This is a genomic window from Mycobacterium sp., from assembly GCF_035499775.1.
Lineage (GTDB): Bacteria > Actinomycetota > Actinomycetes > Mycobacteriales > Mycobacteriaceae > Mycobacterium.
This window is the reverse complement of record NZ_DATJYB010000338.1, coordinates 1-14,016: the sequence shown is the minus strand read 5'-3', so window position 1 is coordinate 14,016 and position 14,016 is coordinate 1. Positions and strand designations below refer to the sequence as shown.

Sequence of the window (14,016 nt, the reverse complement as noted above, 5' to 3'; positions counted from 1 at the left end):
GCCCAGCTAAATCCAGACGCCCTTGCCCACCGCGACCACGCCGCCGGCGCTGATCGCGAAGCGGTCCCGGTCCTTCTCCAAATCCACCCCGACCATTTCGCCGGGTCCCACCACGACGTTCTTGTCCAGGATCGCGTGGCGTACCACCGCGCCGCGGCCGACCCGGGCGCCGGGCATGATGACGCTGCCCTCCACGATTGCCCCGTCGTCGACGATGACGTTCCCGGACAGCACCGAGTTGCGCACCGAAGACGCCGAGATGATGCTGCCGGCCCCCACCACCGACTCCTGAGCCGAACCGCCGTTGACGAACTTCGCCGGCGCCAGGTTTTCCGACGCGCCGAGGATCGGCCAGCGCTTGTTGTACAGGTTGAACACCGGATGCACCGACACCAGGTCCATATGCGCGTCGTAGAACGCGTCCAGCGTCCCGACGTCGCGCCAGTAGGCCCGGTCGCGGTCGGTGGCACCGGGCACGTCGTTGTCGTTGAAGTCGTACACCGCGGCCATCCCGTTCTCCACCAGCCGCGGGATGATGTCGCCGCCCATGTCGTGATCGGAGTGGTCGTCGTCGGCGTCGGCGCGGATCGCATCGATGAGCACCTTGGTGGTGAAGATGTAGTTGCCCATCGACACGAACGTGGTGCTGGGGTCATCGGGTATGCCGGGAGGTTCCAGCGGCTTCTCGAGAAAGCTGCGGATGCGCCCGGACTCGTCGGCTTCGATGCACCCGAACGCGCTGGCATCCGAACGCGGAACCCGGATGCCGGCCACCGTCGCGCCGGCGCCGCTGTCGATGTGGTAGCGGACCATCTGCTCGGGGTCCATCCGGTACACGTGGTCGGCGCCGAAAACCACTATGTAGTCCGGGTCTTCGTCGTAGATCAGGTTGAGCGACTGATAGATCGCGTCGGCCGAGCCGGTGTACCAGCGCGGGCCGAGGCGCTGCTGCGCCGGCACCGGGGTGATGTACTCCCCCGCCAGGCCGGACAGCCGCCAGTACTGCGAAATGTGCCGGTCCAGCGAATGCGACTTGTATTGGGTGAGAACGCAGATTCTGAGGTAGCGGGCGTTGACGAGATTGGAGAGCACGAAATCGATCAGCCGGTAGGCGCCGCCGAAGGGAACAGCGGGTTTGGCCCTGTCCGCGGTCAGCGGATACAGCCGCTTACCCTCACCGCCGGCCAGGACGATGCCCAGCACGTGTGGCGCTTCCCTCATGGCCTCAAACCTAACGGCAGCTGCGACCCCCTGCCAGGGGGAACCGCGATTGGTGCCGGTTCTGACGTGCTGTCCGTCAAGGTATTTGGCCCAGCGCTCCCCCAATTCGCGGACCCCCCGCCCAGCCAACTACGGTGCCCGTATGCGGGTGGCGATGATGACTCGGGAATACCCTCCGGAGGTCTACGGCGGAGCCGGGGTACACGTCACCGAACTGGTCGCGCATCTGCGCCGCCTGTGCGCGGTCGACGTGCATTGCATGGGTGCACCGCGCCCGGGCGCCTTCGCCCACCAGCCCGACCCGCGGTTGGCCGGCGCCAACGCTGCACTGTCCACGCTGTCCGCCGACCTGGTAATGACCAACGCCGCGTCGGCGGCCACCGTCGTGCATTCACACACCTGGTATGCGAACCTGGCCGGGCATCTGGCCGCCCTGCTCTACGACGTCCCGCACGTCATGACCGCGCATTCGCTCGAGCCGATGCGGCCGTGGAAAGCCGAGCAACTCGGCGGCGGCTATCGGGTTTCGTCGTGGGTCGAACACACGGCGGTGCTGGCCGCCGACGCCATCATCGCGGTCAGCTGCGGCATGCGCGAGGACATGTTGCGCGTCTACCCCACCCTGGATCCCAGCCTGGTGCACGTCATCCGGAACGGCGTCGACACCGACGTGTGGTACCCGGCCGAGCTGCCCGACGAAGGATCCGTGCTGGCCGAGATCGGGGTCGATCCGAGCCGGCCGATCGTGGCCTTCATCGGGCGCATCACCCGCCAGAAGGGCGTCGCGCACCTGGTCGCCGCCGCGCACCGATTCAGCCCGCAGGTGCAGTTGGTGCTGTGCGCAGGCGCTCCCGACACCCCGGAAATCGCCGACGAGGTACGGTCCGCGGTGGCCAAGCTGGCCCACAGTCGCTCCGGCGTGTTCTGGATCCGCGAAATCCTCCCCATCCGCAAACTGCGCGAAATACTCTCGGCAGCAACAGTTTTCGTGTGCCCTTCGGTGTACGAGCCGTTGGGCATCGTGAACCTAGAGGCGATGGCGTGCGCGACGCCGGTGGTGGCCTCCGACGTCGGCGGGATACCGGAGGTGGTGGCCGACGGGAGGACCGGGTCGCTGGTGCATTACGACGCCTCGGACGCCGAGGGTTATGAGGCCAGATTAGCCGAAGCGGTCAATGAACTGGTTGCCGACCCGGAACGGGCCGAGCGCTACGGAAATGCAGGACGTCAGCGGTGCATCGAGGAATTCTCCTGGGCTCGCGTCGCCGAGCAGACGCTGGACATCTACCGCAAGGTGTGCGAGTAAGGCCGAGAAGTTGGCCGGCCTGCGGCTTAGCTGGTAACGCCCTTGAGTTCATCGCCCAGGGCGGCGGCTTCGTCGGGCGTCAGCTCAACGACGAGACGGCCGCCACCCTCAAGTGGTACCCGCATCACGATGCCGCGCCCCTCTTTGGTTGCTTCCAGAGGACCGTCTCCGGTCCGGGGCTTCATCGCCGCCATCCAGTGCTCCCTCCAGATTCGAGCTGGCCCGCTGGTGTCGCGGACCTGGCCGGCGCCGAGCATGCCCCGCCAGTGAATTTCCAGCCATACCCGACATTGAACTGCCAAATCACCCCCCCATTGTTCCTTATCCGCGCGACCAAGTGCACAAGACCCGGCTCTCGGGGCGTCACCGGGCCGGCGGCGGCACCCAGCAATCGCGGATGTGGTCGTCGACCATGCCCGTCGCCTGCATCAGCGCATAGGCGGTGGTGGGCCCGACGAACCGGAACCCGCGCCGCTTCAACTCACGCGCCATTGCCTTCGATTCCGCACTGGCCGAGGGGATTTCAGACAGGTCGACGGGCCGGGGCCGGGGCGGCGGCGCGAATGACCACAGCAGCTCGGACAGGTCTTCGGGAGACCCCAGGTCAGCGGCCGCCCGCGCGTTGGCGATCGTCGCGTCGATCTTGGCCCGGTTACGCACGATCCCCGCATCGGCCAGGAGCCGCTGGATGTCGGCATCGGTAAAACGCGCCACCTTCGCCATGTCGAACCCGGCGAACGCGCGCCGGAAATTCTCCCGTTTGCGCAGGATGATCAGCCACGACAGGCCGCTCTGGAAGGCCTCCAGGCTCATCCTCTCGAACAACGCCGTCCCGCCGCGCAGCGGGCGGCCCCACTCCTGGTCGTGATAGTCGCGATACAGCTCGAAGTCGGGCCCGGGCCGGGTATTCGCCCAGCCGCAGCGAACCGGTGGGTCCTCACTCACGGCGGGTCAGGGTGTTCTTTGACGACGGTCTCGACGTCCGGACGGTGCGACTCTTGGGTCTCGCCCTCCGGATCGGCGGGCTTGCGGTTTTGCGGTTTTTCTGCGGCGCGCACCGCGGCAAGCTCGCCGCGCAGCGCCTCCAGCTCACGGCCGAGCCGGTCCAGCACCCAGTCGACCTCGCTGGTCTTGTATCCGCGCACCACCTGGCTGAACTTCACGGCGTCGACGTCAGCGCCGGTGACGCCGAATGCGGGCAGCACCGTGACCGTCGTCCCCCGCGGCAGCGGCGGCAGCTGCTCGCCGCGGCCGAACAGCAGGCTGCCCACGCCGAACAGCACGACCGCCACCAGGACGAGCACCACCAGGTACAGCAACACCAAAGCCACGTCGTCGATCTTGCCCTACGGCCCCGACACGTCAGCGAGGCCGCAACACGTTCATCGCCGGGCGGTCGACCAGCGACACCGGCGACGCGTGCCGCGCGTACCCGTCCTCGGCGAAGAACTGCGTCAACCCGACCCCCGAGTCGGGGATCCCGCAGCGTGAGAACAGGGTCGCGATGACCTGACGGCTCATCGAGCCCAGTTCGGTCAGCGGCCGGTTGCGGTGTGCCCGCACACCGAGGTTGACCTGGGCGATCGCATCCAGACCCAACCGGTCGAAGGTGTCGACGAGCAGGCCGATCTCCACGCCGTAGCCCGGCGCGAACGGCAACGACGTCAGCAGCTCGCGGCTGGCTGAGTACTCGCCGCCCAGCGGCTGCAGCACGCAGCCCAGCTCCGGCCGCAGCGCGGCCAACAGCGGCCGGGCAACCAGCTCGGTGACCCGCCCGCCACCCGTCCCCGCTTCACCGTCGCCGGTCTTGAGCGGCCGCCGGTAGAAGCCCTTGACCAGGTGAATGCCGTCGCCGGTGAGCAGCGGGCCGACCAGCCAGGGCACGAACATCGGGTGCGGGTTGATCAGGTCGGAGTCGACGAACACCACGATGTCGCCGCTGGTGGCGGCAAGGGAGCGCCACAACGCCTCACCCTTGCCGGGCCGCGCCGGGACCTCGGGTAACGCCTGCTCCCGGCTGACGACGCGGGCACCGGCGGCGATGGCGCGTATCTCGGTGTCGTCCGTCGAGCCGGAGTCCAGCACGATCAGCTCGTCGACCAACCCATCCACCAGCGGCGAGATGCTGTCGATCACCGATTCGATCGTCTGTTCTTCGTTGAGGGCCGGCAGCACGACCGAGATCGTCCGCCCGGCCTTGGCCGCTTCCAATTCGGCGATCGTCCAGCTCGGACGGTTCCAGCTGCGCTCGGCCAGCCAGGTGTCCGTCGGGCCGTCGCTGGTGAGCGCGCCGACCAGGTCGGATGCAGTCATGCGAGCCCCCTTACCGTGCTGGCCGGCGGGCGCGTCCCCTGGATCGAGGCCACCATCTCCAGCACACGCCGGGTAGCCGCGACCTGATGTACCCGGAACATCCGCGCTCCGGCGGCCGCCGCCAGCGCGGTGGCTGCCAGCGTTCCCTCGAGCCGTTCGGTCAATTCCACGCCCAGAGTCTCCCCGACGAAGTCCTTATTACTCAAAGCCATGAGGACGGGCCATCCGGTCATAACAAGATCGGCCACGTGGCGCAACAGGAGCAAGCTGTGGAAAGTGTTCTTGCCGAAGTCGTGCGTCGGGTCGATCAGCACCCTGTCGCGGGCTACGCCGACCGCAACCGCCCGCTCGGCGGCTTCGGTGACCTGGCGAATCACGTCGTCCACCACTCCGCGGGTAGTCGTACCGTAACTCACCCGGAACGGCCGCGTACGTGGCTGCGCGCCGCCGGTGTGCGAACACACCAGGCCCGCGCCGAACTCGGCGGCCACCTCGGGCAGGCCCGGGTCGATACCGCCCCAGGTGTCGTTGATGATGTCCGCGCCCGCCGCGCAGGCCACCTTGGCCACCTCTGAGCGCCAGGTGTCGACGCTGATCAGCTGGTCCGGGTAAGCGTCGCGGAGCCATTCGATGTACGGCACCAGCCGGTTGATCTCGGTGTCGGCGTCGACGTCCTGGCCCGGGCCGGCCTTGACGCCACCGACATCGATGACGTCGGCGCCGTCGGCGACTGCCTGGTGTGCGGCGGCCCGGGCGGCCTCGTCGCTGAAGGTCGCACCCCGGTCGTAGAACGAGTCCGGGGTGCGGTTGACGATCGCCATGATCAGCGCACGATCGCCGGCGACCGGACGGCCGCATAGTGTGGAACGCACGCCTCCATAGTGCCTGGTGCGACCCCTGACGGAGGAATCGACGCTTCTCGCCATTCGCGTACGCAGTCCGTTCTGCGCTGATATACAACGATCACCATTGGCGCGGTGTGGCCGTAGGGGAGTCCGTCGATGCGCGAAGCTGTCCCAGCCGCCCAGTCAGCAGATGGTGACGTCAGGTCTGGCCGACAGCTCCGGTTCCGGTGGTCCACGCTGGTGATCCTGCTCGTCGCGGCGGCCGTGTCCCTACTGCTGCTGACCACCCTCGTGACGCTGTGGACTCCGCGCATCGGCCTGCTGGCAGGTGGGACGGATTTCTACGTGTACCGCGACGGCGGTAATCGTGTCCTGGAAGGCCTGCCGCTGTACGCGGAGCCCGTCGGCTGCTGCAAGCTGCTGTACACCTACACGCCGTTCTCCGCGGTGACCTTTGTGCCGTTCGCCTGGTTGCCGGACGAGGCGGACAAGTACATATGGTTCGCGATCAACGTCGTGCTGCTGATCGGGAGCGTGCTGCTGTGCTTTCGGCTACTCGGCTACCGCATCACCCCCTACATCGCCGGCATCTCGGCGCTGCTCGCGATCGCGTCCTCCTTTCTGGAACCGGTTCGGACCACGCTGTTCTACGGGCAGATCAACCTGCTACTGATGCTGATGGTGCTCTGGGACGCCTCGCGCGGGGAGCGCAGCCGTCTGAAAGGGATCGGCATCGGCGTCGCGGCGGGCATCAAGCTCACGCCCGTCTACTTCGTCCTGTACTACCTGCTCTTACGCCAGTGGCGAGCCGCTGGAACCGCCGTCGTGACGATCGCCGCGACGATCGGCTTGGGGTGGCTCGTCCTTCCCGACGACTCGTGGAACTACTGGAATGGAAAGTTCCTGGACACTCGCCGGATCGACAATTCCCTCTCCGACCCCGGCAACCAGTCCGTCCGGGGTGCGATTGCCCGCCTCACCGGCGAGGTGCCGGCCACCTGGGTGTGGGTACTGGCCGATGGGTGCGTCGTGGCACTCAGCATGTGGATCGCCGTGCGCCTGTACCGCCGCGGACAATTCCTGCTCGCCATCACCGTTGCGGGCTTGAGTAGCTCCGCGGTGTCACCGTTCACGTGGAGCCATCACTGGGTGTGGCTGGTACCGATGGTCGTCTACCTGGCACATCGGGCGCTGACCAACTCGTGGTGGTGGATCGGGGTGGCCACAGTGTCGGCGCTGATGGGTTCCTGGGCGTCTTCGGTTCCCCAGGACCGCACGCCACGCATCGGTCTGTTGTTCGCGCCGGCCTGGGTCCAATGGCGGCCCCTGGAGAATCTGAACCTGATCGTCTACGCCGGCCTGCTGATCGTCGCGGGTCTGGTCGCCACGCGGCGGCTCGGCACCGCGGAAGCTGCATCCGGTCCGTCGGGCCACGGGTCCTGACGGCCTTTCGCCGAGCGTGCTCTCAGTGCGATTTCGGGCGCGATTTTTCGCAATAGTTGCACGCTCGGCGAAGCACGTGAGGCACTCCTACGGCCGCTTACCCGCGGCCACCTCGTCGGGGTATTCGGCGTAGAACGGCACGTACCCCTCGTCGCGGCCGGCCAGCACGTACAGGGGGTCTTTAAGGCCCGCGCCGTCGGAGCCGTACGCCTGCTTACGCAGCTCCACCTTGCGGCTCTTGAACGTCGAGGTGTGCTCCAGCGACTCCACCACCCGCACGAACAGCGGCAGCGCATAGGCGGGCAACTGGCTATAGACCGCGCTGGCAAGGGCCTTGCCGTCGAACTCGGCGCCTTCGCGCAGCTTGACGGCGGCCATCCCGGCGCGGCCGCCGGTGCGCGGGACCTCGACCCCGTAGACCGTGCACTCCTCCACCGAGGGGTCGGTCGCCACCGCCGCTTCGACCTGCGTGGTGGCCACGTTCTCACCCTTCCAGCGGAAGGTGTCGCCCAGCCGGTCGACGAACGCGGCGTGCCCGAACCCCTGCGGACTCAGCACGTCGCCGGTGTTGAACCAGCAGTCACCCTCCTTGAAAGCGTTGCGCACCAGCTTCTTTTCGCTCGACGCCTTGTCGGTGTAGCCGTCGAACGGCTGCAGTCTGTTGACCGCGCTGAGCGCCAGACCGGGCTCCCCGGCCGGCACCTTGCGCACCCGCCCGCTCTCGTCGCGCACCGGGGCGCCGGTGTCCGGGTCGTACTCCACGTAGGCCAACGGGGTCGGCGACAGGCCCGTACTCCTGGGCACGTTGAAGATGTTGATGAACGCGGTGGTGCCTTCGCTGGCGGCGTAGAACTCGCACACCCGCTCGATGCCGAACCGCTGGGTGAACTCGTCCCAGATCTCGGGCCGCAGCCCGTTGCCGGCCATGACGCGGACCTTGTGCTTGCGGTCGGTCGGCTTGTGCGGCTGGTTGAGCAGATACCGGCACAGCTCGCCGATGTAGATGAACGCCGTGGCCTGGCTGGCGATCACCTCGTCCCAGAACCGCGACGCCGAAAACGACTTGCCCAGCGCCAGCGTCGCGCCGGAATTGATCACCGACGACACCGCGACCGTCAGCGCGTTGTTGTGGTACAGCGGCAGGCAGCTGTACAGCGTGTCGGAGCTTTTGAGCCGCAACCCCATCCCGCCGAACGCGGCCAGCGCGGACAGCCACCGCCGATGCGTCATCACGCTGGCCTTCGGGAAGCCGGTGGTGCCCGAGGTGAAGATGTAGAACGCGGTGTCCTTGGCCCGCACCGCCGCCGCCGACGCCGGGTTGGTGGCCGGAGCGCTGACCGCGAACCGTTCCAGGTCCTCGACGGTCAGTGCCTCGGCGGCGCCCGCGCCACCGGATTCGGTGACGGCGCTGACCAGGTCGGTCTCGGCGAGCAGCACCTTGGCGTCCAACAGGCCCAGGCTGTGCGCCAGCACCTCGCCGCGCTGGTGGTAGTTGAGCATGCCGGCGACCGCGCCACACTTCACCGTGGCCAGCATCGCCAGCACCGCGTTGGGCGAGTTGCGCAGCATGATGGCCACCACGTCGCCGTGGCCGACACCGCGCGCCGCCAGCACCGCGGCATACCGGTTAGCGGTCGCGTTGGCCTCGCGGTAGGTCACTTGCTGGTCGCCGAACCGCAGAAAGACCCGGTCGGCGTAGCGCGCGGCCCGGTGCTGGAACACCGTGCCGATCGACTTCTTGGAGTTCGGCTGCGCCAGCCCGGTCGTCACCCCGCGCAGGATCACCGGCAGGTCTGCCAGTACGCCCGGCAACCGGGTGACGATATCGGTCAGCTTGACCGCGCGGTTCTGGGCGCCGCCATCATGATCGGACACGTGATCCCTCGATTCCGTTAAGGCCCGTCGGGTTGGCACTCCTTGATTGCGGCACCAACCTTATCGACCAGCACCAGCCGATCCATCGCTAGCTGCGAGATGTATCCGTTGTCGAGCAAGCTGTTCAGCCAGACCCACAGGTCTCCGTAGTGCCCCCAGGGGTCCAGCATCACCACCGGCTTGTCGTGCATGCCCAAAACGCCCGACGTCCATGCGTCGAACAGTTCGTCGACGGTCCCGATGCCGCCGGGCAGCGTGATGAACGCGTCGGCACGGTCTTCCATGATCTGCTTACGCTCGCTCATCGTGTCGGTGACGATCAGCTCGTCGGCCTTGGTGTCGGCGATTTCGCGGCGCATCAACGTTTTGGGGATCACGCCGACGGTCCGGCCGCCTCGTGCCCGAGCCGCGCTGGCCACGGCGCCCATCGCCGAAACGCGCCCGCCGCCCCACACCAGCGTCCAGCCCCGCTCGGCGATCGCCTCGCCCAGGTCGGCGGCGAGCCCGAGCAATTCGGGGTGCGTCGGCGTGGCCGCACAGAACACACAGACCGCCCAATCGGTGGACGAATCGCGTCGGGGGCGCATATCCGCCAAAGGTAAACCACGTTGTGGCGCGCGGCACTCCACGCCATAAAATTCGGCAGGTGCCGATTCGGTGGAACGTCCCGGAACACGCAGCCGCCCTGGAGCAGCTGAAGGGCAGCCTGGAAGACAGCGCAGGACCAGGGGGTGCCGTCGTACTCGGACCCGACGGCGTCGGCAAATCCACGTTGGCCCGGTTGGCCGCCGAACACGTCGCCAGTGAGCACCCGAGCACACTCACCCGCTGGGTCACCGGCACTCCGACCGAGCGGGTGGTCCCGTTCGGGGCCTTCAGCCATCTGGTGGAGATCGCCGACATCGGGAAGCCGGCCGCGCTGCTGCGGGCGGCCCGGGCATCGCTGGCCCGGGACGGTCGGGAAGGCGACCTGCTGCTGGTCGTCGACGACGCGCAGCATCTCGACATCCTGTCGGCCACCCTGGTGTACCAGTTGGCGCTGGCCGGCGCGGCCCGGATGATCGTCACTGCGCAGATCGACGCCGCGCCCGAGGCCATCGCGGCGCTCTGGACCGACGGCCTGCTGGCTCGGATCGACGTCGAGGCGCCCGCCGAGGCGAACGAGGCCTCGGGGCCCACCGGGCCGTCCGGGCCGGCAGAGGTCGACGAATACATCGCCGCGCTGCCCGCGGCGGCGCGCTCGGTGCTGGACTACCTCGCGGTCTGCGAGCCGCTGTCGGTCGCCGACCTCACCGTCCTCGCCGGGGACGGCGCGGTGGCGCAGGCCGAGGAGTGGGGTGCGGCGGAGACCCGGGTGCCCGGCGGACGCGCGGTCGATCCGATGGTCTACACCGCGCATCCGCTCTTCGCCGAACGCGCACTTGCGGCGCTCGGCGCGGACGGCGAGCGCCTACGCCGCACCGAGTTGGTCACGCTGTTGTCGCAGCACCCGCCGGAACACCTCAGCGACCGGCTGCGGTTGGCGTCACTGGCCCTCGACAGCGACGCCCCGCAACCGGTGGACGAGGTCGCCAGCGCCGCGGAGCAGGCGCTGCGGCTGGGCGACATGATGCTTGCCGAGCGGTTGGGGCGTTCGGCCCTGGATCGGTCCGGTGGACTGGAGTCGCGGCTGACCCTGGCGTACGCATTGAGCTGGCAGGGCCGCGGCCGTGAGGCCGGCGCAGTGCTTGGCGCCGTCGATCCCGCCGCACTCTCGGAGACCGAGCTGATGGCCTGGGCGATACCGTGCGCGGCCAACCAGTTCTGGATGCTCAGTGAGCCCGAGCGCGCCACGGCCTTCCTGCAGACCACCCGCAATCGGGTCACCGAGCCGGCGGCGCGCGCCACCCTGGACGCGCTGACCGCCACGTTCGCGATGAATGCCGGAAACCTGAAGCGAGCCATCACCTTAGCCACCGAGGTGCTGTCCGGACCGCCGGCCGGGGACATGGCCGTCGCGTGGGCGGCGAGCGCGGGCGTGCTGTGCTCCGCGCGGATGGGCCGGTTCGGCGATGTAGACCGGCTTGCCGAGCAGGCATCGACGGCCGAGCATCCGGGGTTGCTGCGGTTCACGGTCGGCCTGGGCCAGGTCACGTCGTTGCTGATGGCCGGTGAGGTCGCGCAGGCTCAGGCACTGGCCCAGCGGTTCACCGACTTCGCCGAACTGCAACAGCCCGGCCGCGCGATCGGCGAGGTGCTGTCGGCATACGTGCTGATCGTCAGCGGCGAATTTAGCGCCGCGGCAACGCTTTTGGAGCCAGCTGCGGCCACACTGGAGCGCACCGGATATTCCTGGGGCCCGCTGTCACTGATGCTGTTGGCGACCGCCCTGGCGCAACAGGGCGACATACCCGCGTCTGCAAAAGCGTTGCGGCGCGCCGAAACCCGCCACGGGACGAAGTCGGCGTTGTTCGCGCCCGAACTCGGGCTGGCCCGCGCGTGGACCCGCGCGACGGCCCGCGACACCACAGGTGCGATCAGCGCGGCGCGGGAGGCGGCCCGCGCGGCGGAGCGGGCCGGGCAGTCGGCGGTGGCGCTGAGCGCCTGGCACGACGCCGTTCGGCTGGGCGACCGTCGCGCCGTCGACCCGCTGGCCGGGCTGGCCGCCGAGATCGACTGCGCCGTAGGCCGGCTGGCGCTGGCGCACGCGCAGGCGTTGTGGGCCGGTGACGAGGCCGCGCTGCGGGCGGTGTCCGACGACCTTGCGGCGGTCGGGATGCACGCGGCGGCCGCCGATGCCGCCGCGCAGGCACAGCGGGTGGGCAGCCGGTAACCGGATACCGCGCCGTGTGTGAACCGTAACGCCGCCGTGTCGGCAAAGTGACCATCACGCCTCACTGTTTCCAAAAGTGATGCCCCGCTGCTCGAGCCGCCCGTCCCGCGCGGCCGGCCTCATCGCGGCCGGCCTGCTGATCGCGGCGCTGAACACCGGCGCGTCGTCGCTCGCAGCCCCGCAGGTTCAGCCGGCGCTGGCTTCCGGGCCGACGCTGCCGATCGGCCACGCCGGGACCTGGGTGACCGACGCCGACGGGCGCGTGGTCGTGCTGCACGGACTCAACCAGGTGTACAAAGTGCCGCCCTATGAGCCCTCCGCCGACGGATTCGGCGACGACGACGCGGCATTCCTCGCCACCAACGGGTTTAACGCGATGCGGGTGGGCGTCATCTGGGCGGCAGTGGAGCCGCAGCCGGGCAGCTACGACGACACCTACCTCGCCTCGATCGCGCAGACCGTGCAAACGCTGGCGGCACACGGCGTCCTCAGCCTGCTCGACTTCCATCAAGACCTGTTCAACGAGGTGTTCCAGGGCGAGGGCGCACCGGCGTGGGCGGTGCAGACCGGCGGGCTGCCCAATCCCCAATTGGGCTTCCCGGCCAACTATTTCGCCAACCCCGCCGAGGACTACGCCTGGAATGCGTTGTGGCGCAACGCCCCGGCCCCGGACGGAATCGGACTGCAGGACCACTACGCGCACACCTGGGCGCATGTCGCGGCGTACTTCCAGGGCAACCCGGGAGTGTTCGGCTACGAGATACTGAACGAGCCCTGGCCGGGCCTGCTGTGGGAACCGTGCGCGAACCCGGTGGTGGGCTGCATCGTCAACGACGCGAAACTGCGCGGCCTGTACAACCGGGTGGTGCCGGCGATCCGTGCCGCCGACCCGACCACGTTGGTGTTCTTCGAGCCGAACGTGCTGTTCAGCGAGGTGATCCACACCGACGTCGGCACCGTCGCCGACCGAAACACCGGATTCTCGTTCCACGACTACTGCGCCCTCGAGACGGTGCTGCACAAAGACATCAGCTGTAGCCAGCAGGACTGGGCGGTCTTCAACAACGCGCGCCACTACACCGCGGTCCACCAGATCCCGGCGCTGCTGACGGAGTTCGGTGCCACCGACGACCTGGCCAACCTCGCGGGGGTGTTGCGCCGGGCCGACGACGACCGAATCGGCTGGCTGGAGTGGGCGTATACCGGCAACGACAAGACGAGTTCGTCGCCGACCGACCAGGCGCTGGTTTTCGATCCCAGCCAGCCGCCCACCGGCAGCAACGTCAACACGGCCAAGCTCGCGGTGCTGGCCGCGCCCTACCCGCAGCTGGTTGCCGGCACGCCGAAGTCCTGGTCGTTCAAGTCGGGCACATTCCGGCTGTGCTACACGACCGAACGGGCCGACCACCAGGGCCGGTTCTCCCCCGGCACGCCGACCGTCATCTCGGTGCCCGCGATCGAGTATCCGAGCGGCTATCAGGTGACGGTCAAAGGCGGACAAGTCGTCTCGGCGCCCGGCGCCCCGCTGCTGACCGTCGTGGCCGACGCCGGCGCGGACACCGTCGACGTCACGGTGACGCCGTAGTTCGCCGTAGTTCGCCGAGCGTGCCGTTCCGGTGTTCAACCGCTCAGGTAGCCCCGCAGCATCCCCGCGGCAGCGGTGATGTTGGCGACCGGCACCCGCTCGTCTCGCTTGTGCGCCAGGTTGGGGTCGCCGGGCCCGTAGTTGACCGCCGGTATGCCCAACGCCGCGAATCGCGACACGTCGGTCCACCCGTATTTCGCCCGGACCTGTCCGCCGGCGGCGTCCACCAAAGCCTTGGCCGCGGGCTCGTTCAGACCGGGCAGCGCGCCGGCGGCGGAGTCGGTCAACTCGATCTGCACGTCGAGCCCGTCGAAGACATCATGCACGTGCTGCAGCGCGGCTTCGGCCGAAAGATCAGGGGCGAAGCGGTAATTGACGGTCACCGAGGCCGCGTCGGGAATCACGTTGCCGGCCACCCCGCCGTCGACGCGCACGGCCGACAGGCCCTCGCGGTAGGTGCAGCCGTCGATGTCGACGCTGCGCGGCCGGTATGCCGCCAGTCGGTCCAGCACGGCACCCAGCTTGTGGATTGCGTTGTCGCCCAACCAGGAACGCGCCGAATGCGCACGGGTTCCGGCGGCGCTGACCACGACCCGCAGCGTGCCCTGGCAGCCGG

General features: G+C 68.6%; 13 protein-coding genes. 4 read left to right on the top strand and 9 right to left on the bottom strand.

Annotated features, from left to right (window positions below; genetic code table 11):
* Positions 1–6: 6 nt before the first annotated feature.
* Positions 7–1,221 carry a glucose-1-phosphate adenylyltransferase gene (glgC, locus tag VML93_RS21365; RefSeq protein ID WP_325613762.1) on the bottom strand — a complete coding sequence of 405 codons (1,215 nt, stop codon included), beginning with the start codon at positions 1,219–1,221 and terminating at the stop codon, positions 7–9.
* Between the two features lie 142 nt (positions 1,222–1,363).
* Between glgC and glgA the strand changes: the two genes are divergently transcribed.
* On the top strand, positions 1,364–2,527 hold the full coding sequence (gene glgA, locus VML93_RS21360; RefSeq protein WP_325613761.1) for a glycogen synthase: 1,164 nt from the start codon (positions 1,364–1,366) through the stop codon (positions 2,525–2,527).
* Between the two features lie 26 nt (positions 2,528–2,553).
* Here glgA and VML93_RS21355 read toward each other — a convergent pair whose 3' ends face one another.
* The 5 genes from VML93_RS21355 to folP form a co-directional block, all read right to left on the bottom strand.
* The gene (locus VML93_RS21355) at positions 2,554–2,721 is read right to left on the bottom strand and encodes a DUF3117 domain-containing protein (RefSeq protein WP_003406247.1); all 168 of its coding nucleotides are present in this window, start codon (positions 2,719–2,721) and stop codon (positions 2,554–2,556) included.
* Positions 2,722–2,890: 169 nt separating this feature from the next.
* Positions 2,891–3,472 carry a DNA-3-methyladenine glycosylase I gene (locus tag VML93_RS21350; RefSeq protein WP_325613759.1) on the bottom strand — a complete coding sequence of 194 codons (582 nt, stop codon included), beginning with the start codon at positions 3,470–3,472 and terminating at the stop codon, positions 2,891–2,893.
* Complete coding sequence (locus VML93_RS21345) at positions 3,469–3,858, bottom strand: DivIVA domain-containing protein (protein WP_325613758.1); 390 nt, start codon at positions 3,856–3,858, stop codon at positions 3,469–3,471. The genes VML93_RS21350 and VML93_RS21345 overlap by 4 nt, the downstream gene beginning before the upstream one ends.
* Before the next feature lie 31 nt (positions 3,859–3,889).
* Positions 3,890–4,840 carry a glucosyl-3-phosphoglycerate synthase gene (locus tag VML93_RS21340; RefSeq protein WP_325613756.1) on the bottom strand — a complete coding sequence of 317 codons (951 nt, stop codon included), beginning with the start codon at positions 4,838–4,840 and terminating at the stop codon, positions 3,890–3,892.
* Positions 4,837–5,766 (bottom strand): dihydropteroate synthase, encoded by a 930-nt coding sequence (gene folP / locus VML93_RS21335; protein WP_325613755.1) that lies wholly within the window; start codon positions 5,764–5,766, stop codon positions 4,837–4,839. The genes VML93_RS21340 and folP overlap by 4 nt, the downstream gene beginning before the upstream one ends.
* 75 nt (positions 5,767–5,841) lie before the next feature.
* On the opposite strand from folP, the gene VML93_RS21330 reads away from it, so the two are divergent.
* Positions 5,842–7,128, top strand: coding sequence for a glycosyltransferase 87 family protein (locus VML93_RS21330; RefSeq protein ID WP_325613754.1), 1,287 nt, complete (start codon positions 5,842–5,844; stop codon positions 7,126–7,128).
* Positions 7,129–7,215: 87 nt separating this feature from the next.
* On the opposite strand, the gene fadD6 is transcribed toward VML93_RS21330, so the two are convergent.
* Together fadD6 and VML93_RS21320 are read right to left on the bottom strand one after the other, a co-directional pair.
* Complete coding sequence (gene fadD6, locus VML93_RS21325) at positions 7,216–9,003, bottom strand: long-chain-acyl-CoA synthetase FadD6 (protein WP_325613752.1); 1,788 nt, start codon at positions 9,001–9,003, stop codon at positions 7,216–7,218.
* Positions 9,004–9,020: 17 nt separating this feature from the next.
* Entirely contained in the window at positions 9,021–9,590 is a 570-nt protein-coding gene (locus tag VML93_RS21320; protein WP_325613751.1) for a TIGR00730 family Rossman fold protein, read from the bottom strand.
* Positions 9,591–9,649: 59 nt separating this feature from the next.
* Here VML93_RS21320 and VML93_RS21315 point away from each other — a divergent pair, with 59 nt between their 5' ends.
* Together VML93_RS21315 and VML93_RS21310 are read left to right on the top strand one after the other, a co-directional pair.
* Complete coding sequence (locus tag VML93_RS21315; RefSeq protein WP_325613749.1) at positions 9,650–11,815, top strand: AAA family ATPase; 2,166 nt, start codon at positions 9,650–9,652, stop codon at positions 11,813–11,815.
* A gap of 79 nt (positions 11,816–11,894) precedes the next feature.
* Positions 11,895–13,400 (top strand): cellulase family glycosylhydrolase, encoded by a 1,506-nt coding sequence (locus VML93_RS21310; protein WP_325613748.1) that lies wholly within the window; start codon positions 11,895–11,897, stop codon positions 13,398–13,400.
* A gap of 35 nt (positions 13,401–13,435) precedes the next feature.
* Here VML93_RS21310 and VML93_RS21305 read toward each other — a convergent pair.
* On the bottom strand, positions 13,436–14,016 hold a 581-nt coding region (locus VML93_RS21305; protein WP_325613746.1), incomplete at its 5' end, for a M20/M25/M40 family metallo-hydrolase.